This window comes from Erwinia sp. CGal63, from assembly GCF_037026505.1.
In the GTDB taxonomy this organism is placed as follows: Bacteria; Pseudomonadota; Gammaproteobacteria; order Enterobacterales; family Enterobacteriaceae; genus Erwinia.
Map to the genome: position 1 here is coordinate 1,395,487 of NZ_JAKUMN010000001.1, position 20,447 is coordinate 1,415,933.

20 protein-coding genes are annotated in these 20,447 nt (G+C 55.8%); 8 read left to right on the top strand and 12 right to left on the bottom strand.

Translation table 11 applies throughout. The annotated features are described in order from the left end of the window. Window positions 1-211 precede the first annotated feature (211 nt). The 3 genes from chaA to MKZ79_RS06330 all read left to right on the top strand — a co-directional run bounded on the left by chaA (window position 212) and on the right by MKZ79_RS06330 (window position 2,111). Window positions 212-1,303 (top strand): sodium-potassium/proton antiporter ChaA, encoded by a 1,092-nt coding sequence (gene chaA / locus MKZ79_RS06320; protein ID WP_336140765.1) that lies wholly within the window; start codon window positions 212-214, stop codon window positions 1,301-1,303. Window positions 1,304-1,438: 135 nt separating this feature from the next. Beyond that, the gene (locus MKZ79_RS06325; RefSeq protein ID WP_336140766.1) at window positions 1,439-1,954 is read left to right on the top strand and encodes a hypothetical protein; all 516 of its coding nucleotides are present in this window, start codon (window positions 1,439-1,441) and stop codon (window positions 1,952-1,954) included. After that, on the top strand, window positions 1,929-2,111 hold the full coding sequence (locus MKZ79_RS06330; protein WP_336140767.1) for a hypothetical protein: 183 nt from the start codon (window positions 1,929-1,931) through the stop codon (window positions 2,109-2,111). The genes MKZ79_RS06325 and MKZ79_RS06330 overlap by 26 nt, the downstream gene beginning before the upstream one ends. Before the next feature lie 40 nt (window positions 2,112-2,151). Here MKZ79_RS06330 and kdsA read toward each other — a convergent pair whose 3' ends face one another. From kdsA to hemA, 6 genes are read right to left on the bottom strand one after another with little or no spacing between them, the layout of a single operon-like run. Beyond that, a complete protein-coding gene (gene kdsA / locus MKZ79_RS06335) occupies window positions 2,152-3,006 on the bottom strand; it encodes a 3-deoxy-8-phosphooctulonate synthase (protein ID WP_336140768.1) in 855 nt (284 codons plus the stop codon). 28 nt (window positions 3,007-3,034) lie between these two features. Then, on the bottom strand, window positions 3,035-3,844 hold the full coding sequence (gene sirB1, locus MKZ79_RS06340; protein WP_336140769.1) for an invasion regulator SirB1: 810 nt from the start codon (window positions 3,842-3,844) through the stop codon (window positions 3,035-3,037). Next, the gene (locus tag MKZ79_RS06345; RefSeq protein WP_336140770.1) at window positions 3,841-4,239 is read right to left on the bottom strand and encodes a SirB2 family protein; all 399 of its coding nucleotides are present in this window, start codon (window positions 4,237-4,239) and stop codon (window positions 3,841-3,843) included. Before MKZ79_RS06345 ends, sirB1 begins: the two co-directional genes overlap by 4 nt. Window positions 4,240-4,253: 14 nt before the next feature. Next, window positions 4,254-5,084 carry a peptide chain release factor N(5)-glutamine methyltransferase gene (gene prmC / locus MKZ79_RS06350; RefSeq protein ID WP_336140771.1) on the bottom strand — a complete coding sequence of 277 codons (831 nt, stop codon included), beginning with the start codon at window positions 5,082-5,084 and terminating at the stop codon, window positions 4,254-4,256. After that, the gene (gene prfA, locus MKZ79_RS06355; protein WP_336140772.1) at window positions 5,084-6,166 is read right to left on the bottom strand and encodes a peptide chain release factor 1; all 1,083 of its coding nucleotides are present in this window, start codon (window positions 6,164-6,166) and stop codon (window positions 5,084-5,086) included. Before prfA ends, prmC begins: the two co-directional genes overlap by 1 nt. A gap of 36 nt (window positions 6,167-6,202) precedes the next feature. Further along, a complete protein-coding gene (gene hemA / locus MKZ79_RS06360; RefSeq protein WP_336140773.1) occupies window positions 6,203-7,456 on the bottom strand; it encodes a glutamyl-tRNA reductase in 1,254 nt (417 codons plus the stop codon). Window positions 7,457-7,680: 224 nt separating this feature from the next. On the opposite strand from hemA, the gene lolB reads away from it, so the two are divergent. From lolB to prs, 3 genes are all read left to right on the top strand, one after another. Further along, window positions 7,681-8,298, top strand: coding sequence for a lipoprotein insertase outer membrane protein LolB (gene lolB, locus MKZ79_RS06365; RefSeq protein WP_336140774.1), 618 nt, complete (start codon window positions 7,681-7,683; stop codon window positions 8,296-8,298). Next, window positions 8,295-9,173, top strand: a complete 879-nt coding sequence (gene ispE, locus MKZ79_RS06370) for a 4-(cytidine 5'-diphospho)-2-C-methyl-D-erythritol kinase (protein ID WP_336140775.1) — start codon at window positions 8,295-8,297, stop codon at window positions 9,171-9,173. The genes lolB and ispE overlap by 4 nt, the downstream gene beginning before the upstream one ends. Before the next feature lie 139 nt (window positions 9,174-9,312). Continuing rightward, window positions 9,313-10,260, top strand: a complete 948-nt coding sequence (gene prs / locus MKZ79_RS06375) for a ribose-phosphate diphosphokinase (protein WP_124232585.1) — start codon at window positions 9,313-9,315, stop codon at window positions 10,258-10,260. A 99-nt stretch (window positions 10,261-10,359) separates the two neighbouring features. Here the strand turns inward: prs and ychH are convergent, their stop codons facing one another. Next, entirely contained in the window at window positions 10,360-10,644 is a 285-nt protein-coding gene (ychH, locus tag MKZ79_RS06380; protein ID WP_336140776.1) for a stress-induced protein YchH, read from the bottom strand. A gap of 249 nt (window positions 10,645-10,893) precedes the next feature. Here ychH and pth point away from each other — a divergent pair, with 249 nt between their 5' ends. After that, a complete protein-coding gene (gene pth, locus MKZ79_RS06385) occupies window positions 10,894-11,478 on the top strand; it encodes an aminoacyl-tRNA hydrolase (protein ID WP_336140777.1) in 585 nt (194 codons plus the stop codon). 56 nt (window positions 11,479-11,534) lie between these two features. Here the strand turns inward: pth and MKZ79_RS06390 are convergent, their stop codons facing one another. From MKZ79_RS06390 to MKZ79_RS06405, 4 genes are all read right to left on the bottom strand, one after another. Continuing rightward, window positions 11,535-12,893, bottom strand: coding sequence for a J domain-containing protein (locus MKZ79_RS06390; RefSeq protein WP_336140778.1), 1,359 nt, complete (start codon window positions 12,891-12,893; stop codon window positions 11,535-11,537). Then, window positions 12,890-14,590, bottom strand: a complete 1,701-nt coding sequence (locus MKZ79_RS06395) for an Hsp70 family protein (protein WP_336140779.1) — start codon at window positions 14,588-14,590, stop codon at window positions 12,890-12,892. Before MKZ79_RS06395 ends, MKZ79_RS06390 begins: the two co-directional genes overlap by 4 nt. Window positions 14,591-14,776: 186 nt before the next feature. Next, the gene (locus MKZ79_RS06400; protein WP_336140780.1) at window positions 14,777-15,418 is read right to left on the bottom strand and encodes an EAL domain-containing protein; all 642 of its coding nucleotides are present in this window, start codon (window positions 15,416-15,418) and stop codon (window positions 14,777-14,779) included. 135 nt (window positions 15,419-15,553) lie between these two features. Then, the gene (locus MKZ79_RS06405; RefSeq protein ID WP_336140781.1) at window positions 15,554-17,035 is read right to left on the bottom strand and encodes a SulP family inorganic anion transporter; all 1,482 of its coding nucleotides are present in this window, start codon (window positions 17,033-17,035) and stop codon (window positions 15,554-15,556) included. 340 nt (window positions 17,036-17,375) lie between these two features. Between MKZ79_RS06405 and ychF the strand changes: the two genes are divergently transcribed. Next, entirely contained in the window at window positions 17,376-18,467 is a 1,092-nt protein-coding gene (gene ychF / locus MKZ79_RS06410) for a redox-regulated ATPase YchF (protein WP_336140782.1), read from the top strand. Between the two features lie 413 nt (window positions 18,468-18,880). On the opposite strand, the gene MKZ79_RS06415 is transcribed toward ychF, so the two are convergent. Then, window positions 18,881-20,446: a GTPase gene (locus MKZ79_RS06415; RefSeq protein WP_336140783.1), complete on the bottom strand. Its 1,566-nt coding sequence runs from the start codon at window positions 20,444-20,446 to the stop codon at window positions 18,881-18,883. Between the last annotated feature and the right edge of the window lies 1 nt (window position 20,447).

Sequence of the window (20,447 nt, forward strand, 5' to 3'; positions counted from 1 at the left end):
AAAAAGACGTTTAAAATCATAAAATTAAATAAATAACAGGCTATTAAGACACTTACAGGCGTTAATACCTTCCCCCCGGTAAAATCGTGTAAAGTTTACCGAGTGTTAACCTTACTGCCGTTACACTGCTGCCGCTTGTTATATAATCAAATTACGCTGAAGTGGTTTCGCCTGTGCCGCAGGCTGATGGTCAGAAAAGGAAATAATGCTTATGAGCGCGCAAGAAAGCGTCAAAACCCGTCACAAAGAATCCTCCTTGGTTCTTCCTCTCGCCGCCCTGATCGTACTCTGGTTTTGGGGCGCTTCCGACTCGCTGCCGACCATTATCGGCATAAACCTGCTTGCGCTGGTCGCGATCCTCAGCAGCGCTTTTAGCGTGGTACGTCACGCCGACGTGCTGGCGCATCGTCTCGGCGAACCTTATGGCTCGCTGATCCTGAGCCTCTCTGTGGTGATCCTGGAGGTCAGCCTGATTTCCGCCCTGATGGCGACAGGCGATGCGGCGCCGATGCTGATGCGCGATACGCTTTACTCTATCGTGATGATCGTTACCGGCGGCCTGGTCGGCTTCGCGCTGCTGCTGGGCGGGCGCAAGTTTGCCACGCAATATGTCAACCTGGCCGGCGTCAAACAGTATCTTATCGCCATCTTTCCGCTGGCGGTACTGGTGCTGGTCTTTCCTAACGCGCTGCCGACCGGTAATTTTAGTATCGGCCAGTCGCTGCTGATCTCGGCGATTTCTGCGGTGATGTACGGCGTCTTTCTGCTAATCCAGACCAAAACCCACCAGAGCCTGTTTGTCTATGAGCATGAAGACGACGGCGACGATCCGCATCACGGCAAGCCTTCCGCGCACTCCAGCGTCTGGCATACCTGCTGGCTGCTGGTGCATCTGATCGCCGTCATCGCCGTGACCAAAATGGACTCCAGCACGCTGGGCGCTCTGCTGACTGAAATGAACGCGCCCGAACAGTTTACCGGTTTCCTGGTGGCGCTGCTGATCCTCTCGCCGGAAGGCCTCGGTGCAATCAAAGCCGTGCTGGCGAACCAGGTACAGCGCGCGATGAATCTCTTTTTCGGTTCGGTGCTGGCGACGATTTCTCTCACCGTGCCTACCGTGACTATTATCGCCACTTTGACCGGCCAGGAGCTGATTTTCGGCCTGGAGCCGCCGCATATGGTGATAATGCTGGCTTCGCTGCTGCTCTGTCAGATCTCCTTCTCCACCGGCAGAACCAACGTGCTGAACGGCGCGGCGCATCTGGCGCTGTTTATCGGCTATCTGATGACGGTCATGCTGTAGCCATCTGCCTGCCCTTTTCCGCAAATGTTCGAGACATCGCGCATTTGCGGAACGCAATTTCACGAAATGCTTGCCGCTTCGTCTCCTTGCTGATTACTAGTCCGATAAGCAAGCTATCAGCAAGGAGGCAGCAAAATGATTCACTGGCAGGCGCACGATTTCGATCACCCCTTTGGCCCGGACTACGTGCAGCGAACTTTTACCGTTGGCGGCTCGCTCTATAATGTCGCGTTTACGAAAATCCATACGCTGGCAGAGCTAAAAGCCTGGCATGCTGACCCGACGCAGATTTCGCCTGCTCTGACCGTTATGCCCGCCAACAGCGTAGGGTGCGTAATGTTTGATAAAATTACGCCGGACTATAACAATAATTTTCAGCACGTTATGGAATTATCCGGATTACAGGCGGTAAAAGTGATTCGATCGGTTGCTCGCGCCGTTTACGATCATTACACTGTTTGCAAGTCCGCACTTTATATGTGGGTTGCCGCAAAGGATACTGCGCGCAGGCGGAAAAGAGATTTGACCGAAATTTATGATGCCATACTGGGTTTTAATCATAAAACGGCGACGTGCATTCCGCTGACGACAAGTGTAAATCATCTCTGCACTGACAGGAGGGGCTATGCCATCATCACAAGCTATGTCTGAACTGAGCCCAACGCAAAAAGCGTTTTTCGCCATGAACAGAATGCTGCAGGAACGTGGCTGGGCACTGGCGCAGCGCAAGCTGGCGTCGGGCGAATACGTTGAAATCGACGGGAAATACTATACGGCTGCGGAGCTGCGCAAGGCAGCGACTAAATAAAGCAACAGGCCAGCGCCGTTGCGGCGGCTGGCCCTGATTATCAGTTGCTGGTATCCAGCGCCGGGAAGCCCTTCACCAGATCATCAATCGCTTTTATCTGCTTCAGGAATGGCTCCAGCTTGTCCAGCGGCAGCGCGGATGGGCCGTCGCACTTCGCGTTAGCCGGATCGGGATGCGCTTCGATAAACAGACCCGCCAGGCCAACCGCCATGCCGGCGCGAGCCAGCTCGGTCACCTGACCGCGACGGCCGCTGGAAGCGGCGCCGAACGGATCGCGGCACTGCAGCGCATGGGTGACGTCGAAAATCACCGGGCTGCCGTTGGAAACCTGCTTCATCACGTTAAAGCCCAGCATGTCCACAACCAGGTTGTCGTAGCCGAAGTTCGCGCCGCGATCGCACAGGATAACCTTGTCGTTACCGCCTTCGGCAAATTTCTCGACAATGTTGCCCATCTGGCCAGGGCTGACGAACTGCGGCTTCTTGACGTTAATTACCGCGCCGGTTTTCGCCATCGCTTCAACCAGATCGGTCTGACGCGCCAGGAAGGCCGGCAGCTGAATGACGTCCACCACATCGGCAACCGGCTGCGCCTGGCTGGCCTCGTGCACGTCGGTAATCACCTTAACGCCGAAGGTCTGCTTCAGCTCCTGGAAAATCTTCATGCCCTCTTCCAGGCCCGGCCCGCGGTAAGAACGAATGGAGGAACGGTTAGCCTTGTCAAAAGAGGCTTTGAACACGTAAGGGATGCCCAGCTTCTGGGTCACGGTGACGTAGTGCTCGCAGATACGCATGGCGAGATCGCGGGATTCCAGCACGTTCATGCCGCCAAACAGCACAAACGGCAGATCGTTTGCGACCTTCACATCACCAATGCTAACGACTTTTTGTTTCATCTCTTCGCCTTATTCTTTGTTATACAGATTAGTGCAGCGTGATCTGTTTCTGTTCAATCGAGTGAATCTGTAATTTAATCATTTCGCTGACCGGATCTTCCGGACACTGCTCAACAAAATAGGTCAGATCGCTGACAGCGACGTGTTCACACTCCAGCTGGGCGAAAATCAGCCCGCGGTCGCGAATTTCATAGGGATCTTCCGGGTCCATATTCACCAGCACCTGGCTGACCTGCAGCGCCAGCTCCATCTGCTTCTCTTCCATCAGCGCGGCCTTCAGCGTATCCAGCATCTTGTTCAGCACCAGCTGCGGCTCGGCCTCCTGCAGATCGTCATCGTACAGCTCGGCGATAGGGCCGATATTGCCCTTCAGCCAGACTTCCAGCGTATGCTCGTCCAGCGTCTCGCCGTTAAAAGGATTGATCAGCCACATCTCTTCATCAATCCAGTCGGCACGCAGGATAAGCTGCGTCGGAAAAATCACCGGCATCAGCGGTAGCGACAGCTCATGAGCGATATGCAGAAAAATAATCCCCAGCGACACGGCGGTGCCCTGACGGGTTTTCAGCACGTTATCCAGCCACAGCGTGTCGGAGAGGCGGTAAACGCCGCTGGCCCCGCCAAATCCCCACTGCTGCCAGAACAGCTCAATCAGTTTCTCCAGCTGCAGATCCTGCTCCAGCTGGCCTGGAATGGTGGCTCGCGCCTCTTCAACCAGCTCCGCCAGCTGCTTTTTTACGTCTTCAGCAGGAAAATCGGGACGGATGGCCAGCGTAGCCGCAATCACCGCCTCGCACAGCGGGGTCGCTGTGCCTTCATCAATTGCTATCGACGTCATACATTCCCCAACAATGGCATTTTTGTGACGGCCAGATGGTAAATCACCACCAGCATTGCGGCCGCCACGATAAAAGCTATCCAGCGCACTTTTTGCGCGCGTGGTTTGCGCCCGAGCGCAACAAAGCCAAGCGCGATATAGATAATAACGCCAAACAGCTTCTCAGTCAGCCAGGCGCCCTGAGGCGTAAAGGGATAAAAATGCGTTATCGCCACCAGCGCCGCACCCGACAGCAGCAGCAACGTGTCGTTGAGATGCGGCAGGATGCGCACCCAGCGCTTGTTCAGCATCGGTGAACCGGTCTGCAGCCAGAAGAAGCGCAGCAGAAACAGCGTCGCGGTAAACGCCACCGTCAACAGATGCAGGTTTTTTATCGAACCGTACCATTCAGCCATGAAGTTTCCCTCGTTCAGGGTTTTTGCGCACAGGTTACGCGATCGTTGCCGCCAAAATCCTGACGGGTGACAATATTGCAATAACCTTTTTCATTGAGGATCGCCTGCACCGCCATCGCCTGCCGCCAGCCATGCTCCAGCAGCAGCCAGCCGCCCGGCAGCAGCGCTTCCTGCGCCTGCGCGGCGATGGTTTTGATATCCGCAAGGCCGCCATCCGCCGCGACCAGCGCGCTATGCGGTTCGAAACGCACATCGCCCTGACACAGATGCTCATCGGCTTCATCGATATAGGGTGGATTACTGACGATAACGGCGAAACGCTCGCCCGCCAGCGCGCTGAACCAGTCGCTGAGGCGGAACACGGCATTATTGATACCAAGCCGCTCTGCGTTGCGCTGGGCCAGCGCCACCGCGCCCGGAATACGATCCACGCCGGTTAGCTGGCAGTCGGGACGTTCGCTGGCGATGGCCAGCGCGATAGCGCCGGTTCCTGTTCCCAAGTCCAGCACCGATACCGGCCCGGCGGGCAACAGCGCAAGCGCCTGCTCCACCAGCGTCTCGGTGTCGGGTCTGGGGATCAGCGTATCGGGAGAAACGCTGAGCGGCAGCGACCAGAATTCACGCTCGCCGATCAGGTAAGCAACGGGTTCGCCTGTGGCGCGACGGGCCAGCAGCGCATCAAGCTGCGCCAGCTCGGCCGGCGCCAGGTGAGCGTCGTCAAAGGCGATTAACCAGCTACGGGAACGGCCAGTGACAAATTCCAGCAGGATCTGCGCATCCCTTTTCGGGCTTTCACTGCCCGCCAGTTTATCGATGGCTCCTTTCAGCCACTGGCGAATTTCCATTAATCCTGCTCGGACAGCGCGGCCAGCTGATCCGCCTGATATTCCTGCACCACAGGTTCAATCAGCATATCCAGCTTGCCCTGCATCGCTTCGTCCAGGCGGTAGATAGTCAGGTTGATGCGGTGATCGGTAATACGGCCCTGCGGATAGTTGTAGGTGCGGTTGCGGTCTGAGCGATCGCCGCTGCCCAACAGGTTGCGGCGCGTTGAGGCTTCTTCCTGCTGGCGACGGGCAATTTCCGCCGCACGAATGCGTGACCCCAGCACCGCCAGCGCTTTAGCTTTGTTTTTATGCTGCGATCGCTCGTCCTGACACTCCACCACGATGCCGGTCGGCAGGTGGGTGATACGGATAGCGGAATCGGTGGTGTTGACGTGCTGGCCACCTGCGCCCGATGAGCGGAAGGTGTCAATTTTCAGGTCGCTCGGGTTGATATCCGGCAGCTCCGCTTCCGGCACCTCCGGCATCACCGCAACGGTACAGGCTGAAGTGTGGATACGGCCCTGGGATTCCGTCTCCGGCACGCGCTGCACGCGATGGCCGCCGGACTCGAACTTCAGGCGGCCATAGGCGCCCTCGCCGACGATTTTGGCGATCACTTCTTTATAGCCGCCATGCTCGCCTTCGTTGGCGCTCATCACTTCCACTTTCCAGCGGCGGGCTTCGGCATAGCGGCTGTACATCCGGAACAGATCGCCGGCGAAAATAGCGGCCTCGTCGCCGCCTGTACCCGCGCGCACTTCCAGATAGCAGTTGCGTTCGTCATCTGGATCTTTCGGCAGCAGCAGTACCTGCAGCTCCTGCTCCAGCTGCTCGCTGGCTTCACGCGCCTCTTTCAGCTCTTCCTGCGCCATATCGCGCATTTCCGGATCGTCGAGCATCTCTTCGGCGGCGGCGATATCGTCCTGATTCTGCTGCCATCTGCGGAAGCACTGACTGACATCGGTCAGCTGGGCATACTCACGCGATAGCGCGCGAAAACGCTCCTGATCGGCAATGACGCCAGCATCGCCCAGCATCGCCTCAACTTCTTCATGGCGTTCCTGCAGGGCTTCCAGTTTGGCAACAATAGAAGGCTTCATTAATATACGTACCCTGTATTTAAAGAGGTAAAAACGCTACAGCCCGAGGCCGTCGCGTAAAATCTGCAGGCGTTCGTCATCGCCGTCGCGAGCGGCCTGCTGAAGGGATTTGGTCGGCGCGTGGATTAATTTGTTGGTCAGCTTATGGGCCAGCTCGCGCAGCACGGCCTGCGCGTCGGCTCCCTGAGCCAGCGCCGCCAGCGCGCGCGCTTCCAGCTCGGCGCGCACCTGCTCGGCCTGCGAGCGATATTCACGGATGGTTTCGCTGGCGCTCTGCGCGCGCAGCCAGGACATAAACTCGCTGCTTTCCTGCACGACGATAGTTTCCGCCTGCACCGCGGCCGCCTCACGCTGCGCCATGTTGCTGTCGATAATCGCCTGCAGGTCGTCCACGCTATAAAGATAGGCGTTCGGCAGCTTGCCTACTTCCGGTTCGACGTCGCGCGGCACGGCGATATCCACCAGCAGCATCGGCTGATTGCGGCGCTGTTTCAGCGCGCGCTCCACCATTCCCTTGCCGATAATCGGCAGCGGGCTGGCGGTAGAACTGATAATAATGTCGGCTTCCGCCAGGCGCGCGTCGATTTCCGCCAGCCCAATCACTTCCGCGTCCACCTCGTCAGCCAGCTTCTGGGCGCGTTCGCGGGTACGGTTGGCAATAATCAGCTTCTGCACTTTATGCTCGCGCAGATGGCGCGCGGCCAGTTCGATGGTTTCGCCCGCGCCGACCAGCAGCACGTTGACCGTCGACAGCGATTCAAAAATTTGCCTCGCCAGCGTACAGGCGGCAAAGGCCACCGAAACGGCGCTGGCGCCGATATCGGTTTCCGTGCGCACGCGCTTGGCGACAGAGAAAGATTTCTGAAACATCCTCTCCAGCTCGCTGGAGATGGTGTGGCCGCGATGCGAATCGGCGTAGGCTTTCTTCACCTGACCTAAAATCTGCGGTTCGCCCAACACCAGCGAATCCAGCCCGCTGGCTACGCGCATCAGATGGCTGACCGCGTCGTTGTCGTGATGCCAGTAAAGGCTTTTGCGCACTTCGTCAGCGCTGAGCTGATGATAGTCGCACAGCCATTTAACCAGCTGCTCCTGCAGATTTTCCTGCTGTTCAACGCTAAGGTATAACTCGGTCCTGTTACAGGTAGACAGCACAACGCCGCCCTGTACCAGCGGCTGAGCAAGCAGGCTGTCGAGAGCCTGATCCAGCGTATCCGGCGAAAACGTCACGCGTTCGCGCAGAGCCACAGGAGCCGTTTTATGATTTATTCCGAGTGCCAGCAACGTCATGGTGATATGGTCTTGGAGATCCCACTGTTGATAGGGTTTTGTGAGGCGCATTCTACAAGATGCGCGAGATCAAGAAAAGCCACATTCACCGTTCGTTGTGATTGATATAGCTATTGAGCACGAAACAGAACAAATTGAGCATTGACGCCGTCTCTGGCGCTGGCTAGCTTAAACGGTTAATTCGCGCGAAAGCGCATGGACGAAGTCTGAGGAGCCTATCCCCTATGTTGATGAAGAGCACATTGCGTCTTCTCCCGCTTGCCAGCGTGCTGCTGGCAGCCTGTAGCGTTAATACACCCCAGGGGCCAGGGCAAAGCGTCACGTCTCCCCAATGGCAGCAGCACCAGGCGGCCGTAAAAAAAATTACGCAGTACCAGACGCGCGGCGCTTTCGCCTATCTTTCCGATCGGCAAAAGGTTTACGCGCGCTTCAACTGGCAGCAAACCGCACCGGATCGCTATCGCCTGCTGCTGACTAACCCGCTGGGCAGCACCGAACTGCAGCTGGACGCCCAGGGCAGCGTCGTGCAGCTGGTCGACAATAAGGGCAAGCGCTATACCAGCAACGACGCGGAGAAAATGATCTCGCAGCTGACCGGTATGGATATTCCGCTGAATAACCTGCGCCAGTGGATGATGGGCCTGCCGGGCGAATCGACAGACTATTCGCTGGATGACCAGTATCGCCTGCGCGAGGCCAACTACAGCCGCGACGGCCAGCAGTGGAAAGTGACTTACCAGGCTTATGACAGCAAGCAGCAGCCCGCGCTGCCTGCCAATATGGAGCTGCGCGAAGGCGATCAGCGCATCAAGCTGAAAATGGATGGCTGGACGGTAAAATGACGGCAGCCGATACGTCGGCGCGAGCTAAATGGCCCGCGCCCGCTAAGCTTAACCTGTTTCTCTATATCACTGGCCGTCGGCCTGATGGCTACCACGGGCTGCAAACGCTGTTTCAGTTTCTCGACTATGGCGATACGCTAAGCATTGAGCCGGACAGCAGCGGCAGAATTACGCTGCTGACGCCGATAGAAAGCGTGCCGGATGAAGAAAACCTGATCGTTCGCGCGGCTAAGCTGCTGCAGGAGAGCGCCAGCGCGCGAGGCACGCTGCCGGAGAACGCGGGCGCCTCCATCGCCATTGAGAAACGCCTGCCGATGGGCGGCGGACTCGGCGGCGGCTCGTCGGATGCTGCCACGGTACTGGTCGCGCTTAACCACTACTGGCAAACCGGCTTCAGCTTCAGCGAGCTGGCCGCGCTGGGATTGCGGCTTGGCGCGGACGTCCCTGTTTTTGTGCAGGGTTTCGCTGCCTTTGCCGAAGGCGTTGGCGAGACGCTGACGCCGGTCGCGCCAGCGGAAAAATGGTATCTGGTCATTCACCCTGGCGTACATATCTCGACGCCGGAGGTGTTCAACGACCCGGAACTGATCCGCGACACGCCGGTAAGGGAAATCAGCCAGTTATTAGCGGAAAATTACCGCAATGATTGTGAGCCAGTAGTAAGAAAACGTTTTCGCGAGGTTGAACAGCTCGTTTCCTGGCTGCTAGAATACGCGCCGTCGCGCCTGACCGGAACCGGCGCTTGCGTGTTTGCCGAGTTTGACACCGAGCCCGCTGCCCGTCAGGTGGCTGAGCTTGCTTTGAAAAAGTGGCAGGGCTTTGTTGCGCGAGGCGTTAACGTCTCGCCGCTGCACCGCCACCTTTCCGAGCAATAAGAGCTGCCGCGACCGCTTCACCCTGTTCCTGAAGCGGCGCGCCACTCGATTACACCCGTATGAACCCGTCAGCGGTATACCGCCCAGTGCCGCTGACGTCGTTGTTCATTCTCTGGACGCAAAGCCTGAGGTTCTTCTCGTGCCTGATATGAAGCTTTTTGCTGGTAACGCTACGCCGGAACTAGCACAACGTATTGCCAACCGCCTTTACACTAGCCTGGGCGACGCCGCCGTCGGTCGTTTCAGTGATGGTGAAGTGAGCGTACAAATCAATGAAAATGTACGCGGTGGTGATATTTTCATCATCCAGTCCACCTGCGCGCCTACCAACGATAACCTGATGGAACTGGTTGTGATGGTGGACGCTCTGCGCCGCGCTTCCGCTGGTCGTATTACTGCCGTTATCCCCTACTTTGGCTATGCTCGTCAGGATCGCCGCGTGCGTTCCGCCCGTGTGCCAATCACCGCTAAAGTGGTGGCGGATTTCCTTTCCAGCGTCGGCGTCGATCGCGTTCTGACTGTGGATCTGCATGCTGAACAGATCCAGGGCTTCTTTGACGTCCCGGTTGATAACGTTTTTGGCAGTCCAATCCTGCTGGAAGATATGCTGCAAATCGGTCTGGAAAATCCTATCGTGGTTTCTCCGGATATCGGTGGCGTGGTGCGCGCCCGCGCTATCGCCAAGCTGCTGAACGATACCGATATGGCTATCATCGACAAGCGTCGTCCGCGCGCCAACGTCTCTCAGGTGATGCACATCATCGGTGACGTGGCGGGCCGCGACTGCGTGCTGGTAGATGACATGATCGATACCGGCGGCACCCTGTGCAAAGCCGCCGAGGCGCTGAAGGAGCGCGGTGCGAAGCGCGTATTCGCTTACGCTACGCACCCGATTTTCTCCGGCAACGCCGTGGAAAACCTGCGTCATTCCGTGATTGACGAAGTGGTGGTTTGCGACACCATTCCGCTGCCGGAAGAGATCAAAGCGCTGCCGAACGTGCGTACCCTGACGCTCTCCGGCATGTTAGCCGAAGCGATCCGCCGTATCAGCAACGAAGAGTCTATCTCTGCGATGTTTGAGCACTAATTGGCTGATAGCTGAACACCCCCTGTTTTTTGGCGAAGGGGTTTAAAGCTGACAATAAAAAAGCGGGACAGAATTTCTGTCCCGCTTTTTTTAGCCCGTTTACTGATGGTGGCCGTGGCCCGAAGCGCGACGACAGCGCTTATCGCCATAGTGGCGAACCCAGTAATAGTGATCGGTGATTTTCTCGCGGCCGCTGAGGCGCGCGCCCGCCAGCCACATCAGCGCGCCGATAAAGATCGCGAAAATAGCGCCATTAACCAAAATTTGCGGCAACTGCAGCTGCGGTAGCTGATTCAGCACGGCATAGCCAATCCCCGTAACCATCACGGCCAGGCCGATGACCATCAGGGCGTTGCCGGTTAAGTTCGCATGTCTGCGTTTCATATGTCACCTCCAGGATCCTGTGCGGTTAGTACCATAAGTTTATGCAATGGCTGGCCGGATGGTTGCGGGAGAGATCACATTTGTTGCTAAAAGTTTGACAATTCTTTACTTGCAGTAGACTGATTTTTCTATAGAAAACGCATTATCACGCTGCTTAACTATTGTGACGCAGCGCGCCTTTTGAGTTCTGCCGCCGCTCTTAGTACACTAGCGCCCTTCCCCGATGCAGCCTTGCAGGAAAAGAGACAAATGAGCAGCATTAAACTGATTGTCGGCCTTGCCAATCCCGGCGCGGAATACGCCGCCACGCGTCACAACGCGGGCGCCTGGTATGTGGATTTACTGGCTGACCGACACAATCAGTCGTTAAAAGAAGAGAGCAAATTTTACGGCTATACCGCCCGTCTGAACATCGGCGGCGAGGATGTCAGGCTGCTGGTACCGACCACCTTTATGAACCTGAGCGGCAAAGCGGTAGCGGCGATGGCCACTTTTTACCGCATTGCGCCGGAAGAGATTCTGGTGGCGCACGATGAGCTGGATCTGCCGCCGGGCGTGGCGAAATTCAAGCTGGGCGGCGGCCACGGCGGTCATAACGGCCTGAAGGATATCATCAGCAAGCTGGGCAATAACCCGAACTTCCACCGGCTGCGCATCGGCATCGGGCATCCGGGCGATCGCAATAAGGTGGTAGGCTTCGTGCTGGGCAAACCGCAGGCGGCCGAGCAGACCATGATTGATAACGCTGTGGATGAAGCGGCGCGCTGCACGGAAGTATGGCTGAAGGAAGACAAGCTGAAAGCGATGAACCGACTGCACAGCTTCAAGGGCTAAGACGGCGGCTGGCGGAGAGGAAGAGAACACCGTCCCGCCAGCCGTATCCCAGCTGCTTAAGCAAACAGCTTAAGCAGTTCCGTACAGGTGAGAATAAAGACGGCCAGGCAGAGCAGCGCCCAGACCACCGAAAACCATGAGAAATTCATCCATTCCATTAATTTCCACGGGCTGGCGAAAACGCGGCTCATCACCATGCCGGGACGGCGGATAAAGGGAACGCCTTGCGGCCAGGCCGCCCAAAACACTATCGATAAAACCAGAATCGCAAGCATTGCCACCAGCGCCAGGCCGCCGTGACCGGTAGGCGGCATGGAAACCACGGCGGCAAAAAACAGCCCGCCAAAAAATAGCTGGATGACCATCAGCGAGAATATAAATTCAGTAAAAATAAACCATTGCAACCAGCGTGGCCTGCGGTGAAGGCCGAGCATAATGGCATCGCTGATATAGAGGTAAAATATCACTGTCGCAATAGCGATAGCGCTTACGGTGGTATTAATGCCTGACAGTGGAATAACCGAGTTAAAAACCAGCGCCCAGAACCCCAGTAAAAAAATCCCCTGCCAGCTGAGCGCTGCCCGCGGCTGACTCAGAAATTGCAGCATAGCCTGGTTAAGTCGTGGGGCGATCTCAGGATAGTAATTCAGCAGCCTGTTGGCCTGACGGGCGAGAAGCGTAATCATACCCGGCACCAGGCGTAACCAGAAAGGCGCTTTCTCTCTGTCGCTTTTCAGCAGGCGTATTGCCATCCTGTTCAACAACATGCCGTGCCGCTCTTCCGCCTCCATCTCTTTCCAGGCCCGATTCACTTCCGTTTCGCGCAGCCGCTCGCGCAGTGCCTCCTGAATGGGCCAGGGAATGATATGGCTGTAGTCGTACTCTTCTATTCCCCAGCCCAGCAGGTCGCTAACGCGTTCGAGCAGACCTTCGGTCAAACCGGGGATGTCGGCCAAAGCGGCCGCGAGCTGTTGATGAAAAAGCTGTTGCTGCTGCAGGCTGCCGGTGCGGGATAGCCGCTCCGACAGGCGATTCAGCGCCACAATCCCCATCATTTCGGTGTTGACCAGCTGATGCGCCAGCTTTTGCAGCTCTTCATGGCTGTAGAGCGGGTCGAACTCAGGGAAAACCTCGCTGTTTTCAACAGGGACTTCTGCACAGGTTTTACGCTGCTGCCTTAGCGGCTCAGGCTCGCTCTTCGGCTGCGCTGGTAAAACTTCGTTAACGCTGTGCTCATCGCCAACGACGATTTCAGCCTGCGCCAGACGTTTCGCCTCGTCGAAGGCTTCCCGCAGCTGCTGATAGCCTTCAGGATCGCTATCGGGCCGGTGTTTTTTTAGCTGGCGAGCATAGGCGCGGCGGATCTCGCCTTCATCGCGCGTGGGAGAGAGGTCAAGCGTTTGCCAGATATTCATTGCAGGGTACCGCTTTCGTACTGCCGGAGAACGTTTTCGGCCTCTTCTCTTACTGCGGCAATGCGGCGAAGATCCTGACTCTCCAGCGCCTGTTCAAACGCGGTGGTCAGCCCATCTACCCATGCGCGTTCGTCGCCAAGTAAGCGCTCATACAGGCGCGAACAGCGGGCAAGCAGCTCACGGTTTTCCTGACGATCGCGGGGATGCTGTTTTATATCGGTCAGTTTGCGCAGGCTGGCGGCGATTTGCTCTTCACTCATCTGGCCCGGCACTTTTTCTATCACCGTTCGCGCTACCGTTGGACTACCGTCGTAGCGGCATTCCACTTCAAGCAGGCCATCCAGGGTATAGGTAAAACGCACGTCGATGCTCATCTCGCCTGCCGCCCGTGGCGGAACGTCGATACTCATTTCGCCCAGAAAAACGTTATCCTGAACCCGCCGCCCTTCTCCCTGATAGATTTTCAGCAGCACGCAGGTCTGATTGTCGCTGACCGTATTCAGCGTCTCGTTTTTGCTTACCGGTAAAAAGGTGTTGCGCTCAATAAGCGGCAGAAAAAAGCCCGGCTCGACCTGGTTGCCGTGGCGCTTAACGACCTCGATGCCCAGCGAAAAGGGCATAACGTCGGTAAGAATAATATCTTCAACCGCGGCGTCGGCCATTACCATGCCGGCCTGGACGCCTGCGCCAAGCGCCACGGCTTCATCGGGATTCAGATCGTGACGGGGAAATCGACCAAAAAGCCGGGCGACGGTTTGCCTGACCAGCGGCATACGGGTTGCGCCGCCCACCAGCACAATGTGGTCGAGATCCTGCAGGGAAAAACGCGCGTCGTGCAGAGCCTGCTGCACCGGACGCTGCAAACGCGCCAGCAGCGGCTGGCAGCACGCGGTCAGCTGCTCTTCTGTCAGCGTCCAGTTCCACTGCCGACCGTTCCACTCCAGCGAGGCCTTCGCTTCACTGGCGTGGCTTAGCGTTTGCTTCATGATCTCCGCTTTTGCCAGCAGCTGCGCGGCCAGCGTCGCCTGCGCGGTTTTCAGTTCAGGCTGCTGGCTTAACATCCACTGCACGATCGCCTGCGAAAAATCGTCGCCGCCAAGCCGGACGTCGCCGCTGCTGGCGCGAACTTCCACCACGCCTTCGAACATATCGATAATAGAAACGTCGAAGGTTCCGCCGCCCAGATCGAAGGTGAGGTATTTCTGCTCACGATTATCCAGCAGGCCAAAAGCCAGCGAGGCGGCGGTGGGCTCATTGAGCAGGCGCAGCGCTTCCAGGCCGGCGAGTCTGGCGGCGTTCTTTACCGCCCGCCGCTGCACATCGTTAAAATAGGCCGGCACGGTGATAATGGCCTGGCTCAGCGGTTGCCCGAGCCAGTGCTCCGCATCCTCTTTTAGCTGACGCAGCAACAATGCCGACAGCTCTTCGGCGCGAAACTGCCTTGAGCCGAGAGTCAGCAAAGCTTCAGTGCCCATATAACGCTTAAAGCTGCCCTGAGTTAGCGAAGGATGAGTTTGCAGCCGCTCGCGCGCCGGACGTCCAATAATAAGGTTATCTTGCTCATCAAGGCCCACGACCGAAGGCGTTAATATCTCGCCCCATTTATTGGGAATTAAAACCGCTTTGCCGTCCTGCCAGAGGCAGACCGCGCTGTTAGTGGTGCCGAGGTCAATTCCCATGACTGGATTAATTAACATCAATTATCCTTACTTCCCTGTGGAAGCTATTTAATTGCAGATAAGGCAAATAGCGACGATAACGAATAACGTCTTGCTGGCTGAAGATAGCGTTAATATCAATGAGTATTCCTGTCTGAACAGGAGCAATAATATTATTTATTACGGCGAGATTAAATAATCTGTCCGGCGAACGGCTCGCGCCATTTATCCTCCATCCGTGCCATCAAGCGCGTCTAAGGTCATCGTCTCGGCATAATAGCCCTGCACGCCCCAGACTTTGCTCGCCGCCAGCTTTTCCAGCTGCCCTTCGTTCTCCACGCCCTGCACCAGCACGCGGTTGGTATAACGACGGATATGCGCGATTAGCACGTTGAAAAACGGCTTGCTGATGTTATCGAGGTAGAACTGGCGATCCAGTTTTACCACCTCGAACATCTTCGACTGCAGCGCGTTCAGGTTAGCGTCGCCCGCGCCCAGATCGTCCAGCCATAAGATATTCAACTGATCGGTCAGCGCGCGCAGCAAAGGATTATTGGTGCCGTCATGCAGGTTAGGAAAATCTTCGGAAAGCTTCAGCCGCACAAAAGGCAGATGGCTGAGGATTTGCTGAATAAAGGAGGATTCCGTCACCGCTCTCGCCAGCTGGAAATCGATAGTCAGACAGCAGAGCAGCCCGTGCAGCTGAAAATAGTCCGCGTAGCGTTCTACCGTCAGCAGCTGATCCAGTAGGCGATTCTCGGCATCGCCGCTTTGTGGCGCATTCTGGTGTGGTAAAACGGTAAGCTCCAGCGCTATCAGCTCGCCGCTAAGGGAATGAATCGGAACGTAACAGTAATTATTTGTCATGCTTTATAGCCAGCTCAGGACGTCCTGCCAGTGATTATATTCGCCATATCGCCCAAAACCAGTGATTAACGCTAAGGCGCTGGGCAATATAACGATTTTTGTATATATCGGCAGGACCGGCCATAGCTTTACGCTTTAGTCGCTGTCAGCCGCAACTTTATAATCAGGCGCGTCCAGCTCGTGACTACAGAAAGGGCCTGCCTGCTTTAACAAACTGATGCAATCTTCGCTAAGGTGCCGCAGCCTGACGCTTTTTCCTTCCGCGATATAGCGCGCGGTCAACTTATCAATGGCCTCAACGCCGCTGGAATCCATCACTCGCGTGCGGGCGAAATCGATCGCTACTTCCTGCGGATCTTTCGCCGGGTTAAACAGCTCCTGGAAGCTGGCGACCGAGGCGAAAAACAGCGGGCCTTCCAGCCGATAGGTTTTCCGGGTATCGCTCTCTTCCTGCGCGATGATGCTGATACGCGCGTGCTGCCAGGCGAACACCAGCGCGGAGATAATCACCCCAAAAATCACCGCCATCGCCAAATCGGTATAGATGGTTACCACGGTCACCGCAACCATAATCACCGCATCGGGCTTCGGCATCCGCTTCAGGCGCTTCAGCGAGCTCCACTCAAAGGTATTGATGCAGACCACGAACATAATGCCCGCCAGCGCCGCAACCGGCAGCAGCGCAATATATTTCGACAGGCTGACCACAAACAGAATCAGCAAAATCGCGCCGACCAGATTGGAAATACGTCCGCGACCGCCGGAGGTAAAGTTAATGATCGACTGTCCAATCATCGCGCAACCCGCAAAACTGCCGAAAAAGCCGCACAGCGTATTGCCGATGCCCTGCGCTACGCACTCTTTGTTGCCGTTACCTTTCTTACTGCCCATTTCGTCCAGCACTGCCAGCGTTAACAGCGATTCTATCAACCCAACCAGCGCGATAATCACCGAATAAGGCAGCACAATCTTCAGCGTGGCCCAGCTTAGCGGCGCTTCCGGCAGATGGAAAAACGGCAGCGTGCCGGAGATATCAGCCAGATCCCCTACTCGTTTGGTATCCAGCCCAAAGCCGATAGCAATAGCGCTGATGGCGATCAGCGCCGCCAGCGACCCTGGAATCACTTTGGTAAACTTTGGGAACAACCAGACGATCAGCATCGCCAGCGCCACCAGACCATACATTACCGGCCCCTGATCTTTAATCATCGGGATCTGCGCCAGCGCAATGACAATCGCCAGACCGTTAACAAAGCCGTAGATAGCCGGCTGCGGCACCAGCCGGATAAATTTCCCCAGCCGGAACAGGCCAATCGCCAGCTGAATCAAGCCGGCGAAGATGGTTGCCAGCAGCACGTACTCATAGCCGTGCGTTTGAATAAGACTGACCAGTACCACCACTATCGATCCCGCCGCGCCGGAGATCATGCCCGGCTTACCGCCGAACAGCGCGGTGATCAGACCCAGGATAAAGGCGGTATGCAAACCTATGGTCGGCGACAGGCCGGCCAACAGTGAAAAGGCCGTGGCTTCGGGAATAAGGGCCACAGAGACGACAGCGCCCGCCAGAACGTCATTTTTGACGTCGGCAGCCCTGAGGTTGCTCAAATTGAACATGCTGATTTCCGTTTTTCTATAAATGCAGGTGATTACCGCACCGCCAGCAAGGGGCACAGATCGAACTCGTCAGAATGACGAGAAGCGCAACAGACGTTGCCTGAAGGGAGGTTCTCAGGGTGGCGTAAGCAGGAAGCGATGCATCCGCGCGGTTCTCCGTCCGTTGTAAAGGAACGTCAGTATGGTAAAACGTGAGCAAGATCTCAAGCCCGTTCTCCTGCGCGCGGGTAGAAATCAGCGCCATCCAGGCGATAATTACGTGTATAATGCGCGAAAACTTGTGCCAACCAGCTTACCGGAGAAGCGTTCTTCTCCTGCAATTAATTAAGGTGATTCAAACATGGGATTCAAATGCGGTATTGTGGGCCTGCCTAACGTCGGGAAATCCACACTGTTCAATGCGTTAACCAAAGCGGGTATCGAAGCGGCAAACTTCCCGTTCTGTACCATTGAGCCGAATACCGGCGTGGTGCCAATGCCCGATTCCCGTCTCGACGCGCTAGCGGCGATTGTTAAGCCGCAGCGCATCCTGCCAACCACCATGGAGTTTGTGGATATCGCGGGCCTGGTAAAAGGCGCGTCGAAAGGCGAAGGTCTGGGCAACCAGTTCCTGACCAACATCCGCGAAACCGAAGCGATCGGCCACGTGGTGCGCTGCTTTGAGAATGACAACATCATCCACGTTAACAATAAAGTTAACCCGGCTGACGATATCGAAGTGATCAACACCGAGCTGGCGCTGTCCGATCTGGATACCTGCGAGCGCGCCCTGCAGCGCGTGCAGAAGCGCGCCAAAGGCGGCGATAAAGACGCGAAAGCTGAACAGGCCGCGCTGGAGAAATGCCTGCCGCATCTGGAGAACGCCGGAATGCTGCGCTCGCTGGATCTGAGCGAAGAAGATAAAGCGGCTATCCGCTACCTGAGCTTCCTGACGCTGAAACCAACCATGTATATCGCCAACGTCAACGAAGATGGTTTCGAAAACAACCCGTATCTGGATCAGGTGCGTGAAATCGCCGCCAAAGAAGGTTCTGTAGTGGTGCCGGTTTGCGCTGCCGTGGAATCCGACATCGCCGAACTGGAAGATGCCGACCGCGAAGAGTTTATGGCCGAGCTGGGTATTGAAGAGCCAGGCCTGAACCGCGTTATCCGCGCCGGTTACTCCCTGCTGAACCTGCAAACCTACTTCACCGCAGGCGTGAAGGAAGTGCGTGCCTGGACCATTCCTGTCGGCGCAACCGCCCCGCAGGCCGCCGGTAAAATTCATACCGACTTTGAGAAGGGCTTTATCCGCGCCCAGACCATCTCTTATGAAGATTACATCACCTATAAGGGTGAACAAGGCGCGAAAGAAGCCGGTAAAATGCGTTCAGAAGGCAAAGAGTACATCGTGAAAGATGGCGATGTGATGAACTTCTTGTTTAACGTTTAAGTAATTATTTTATATACTAATACTTGAATCTTTTTAGAAGTTCGCCTTTCAAAATCCACGCTCAGGCGTGGATTTCTATTTTTCACTTTCCGGGCAAGAACAAAAAAGCTCAACAGGCATCGATATCCTCCCTGTCTTAACCTTAGTAAATAACACGTCGCTCAAGCCATGATATATATTCTCAATCATTCACAATGACTACCTGATAGCGATTTTTCAGACACAACTTAATGTGATAAAGCGATTTTTAGATTCCACTTCTGAGATAAGGGCATCTGGTCGTCGCATGTATCATGCTGATTCTAAGTAACATGCCGAGGTGGGCATCCAGCCCACAAGCCTGGCCTTTACATATTATAAGTACGGTTAATTTTTTTCCATTAACCGGTCAGTTCAGAATAAAAAAATTAAACTCACGCTTCCCGAATAACCATTAGCCGCTTAGCCAGCCGTCCGTTTTGGGCAGAGCTGCCTTCCAGTGCATCCAGCTCATCCTGTAACTGCTGCACTATCGGCGTGAAAATCTGCCGAACAGTATCAGTGAAAGCTTCCTGCAGGGCCTCTTCCACTTCCGTTACCAGTTGCGACGCCTGTTCGGAAATACGCTGCAGGTAAAGGCGACGAGCTTCTTCTTGCTTCTCTTCTGCCGCTTTCGCCTGATAGTAGTCATATACTCCCATGGCCAGATCCATGGCTGGGCCGATAAAGGGCACGACTCTGGCGGCATATTTCTCCATGGTTTTCGGGCCGATGCCTTTAAATAACGCCGGGAAATAGTCTTTCCCCAGCTTCATTGCGCCAATCATGCCCTCTTTTAACGCGCCCTCGTCGAGCTTCAGCTTGCGGCCAAGCTGCACCAGATCGGCCAGATTGAAAAAAGATGGGCCTTCGCTGGAGAAAGTAGCTGCGCCGCCTAATCCGCCGCCGGAGAAACGAGGAATAGCGGAAATCAGCTTTTCCGCCTGCTGGCCGATTTCAGCAAGCGCAACGCCCAGTTCATGCTGAAAATATTCCGCGTTGTGATCCTGCCACTCTGCCAGCGAAGTTTTTACCTGTTCATATTGCTGCTCCGACAGCAGCTGGAACACATTATCTTTCATCCTTACTTTGGCAGAGCGAATATTACGTTCGGTTTTAGCCTGCAATGTCTGGCGGGATTCCGTCACGCGCGCAAGCAGCTTAGACAAGCTTTTTGCTTCGCCCTCCGGTTGTAAATCTTCAAGTTTAAAGATCGCGCTATCGATTTCATTACGCACCAGGCTCTTGAGCGTCTTCAGCATCGCTGCCTTGTCCGTCGCCATAAACAAACGCTGCACCTCACGCTCCAGCGCCTGAATATTGCTTCTGGCCAGCAGAACCGACTTCTGCTCCAGCTTGCCCTTCAGAGCCGATTTCGCGTTAATCAGCCAGACGGGAACCTGCAAGGCTATTTCGGCCAGATCTGGGCTGGCCAGACGGCACAGGTTATGTTTGATCTTATCGACAATGGCGGTGTATTCCACATCCGCTTCGCTATAGCCGCTTTTATTATTAATTACCAGCAGTAGCGGCTTGCTGGCTTCCAGAATACGGAAAATTTCCGCGTAGGTAGCCTGTTCATCAAACACGCCGTCACTGCTCAGCATAAAAATAACGGCGTCGGAGAGAGAAAGCTGTTCGCGCGTTACCAGCTCATGCTCCACCGGCGCGTCTATACCGGGCGTATCAATGATTTCAAACCGGTCAAAAGGATAGCGGGTTACCCGATCGGTCACGGGGATGTCATTCATCTCCGCCACCACTTTCCCGGCCAGCGCGTTGATAAAAGTACTTTTGCCTGCGTTATAGACGCCGTAAACCATCACGACCGGCCTGCAATTTTCAGCCCTTGCGGTCAGCTCATTGTCCAGCTTTGTGAGCCTTTCTTCAGCAAGGCAACCTGACAGCAATGGGCGTGCATCTTGCCAGAGCTGCTGAAGCAACACTAAATCTGAAAACATT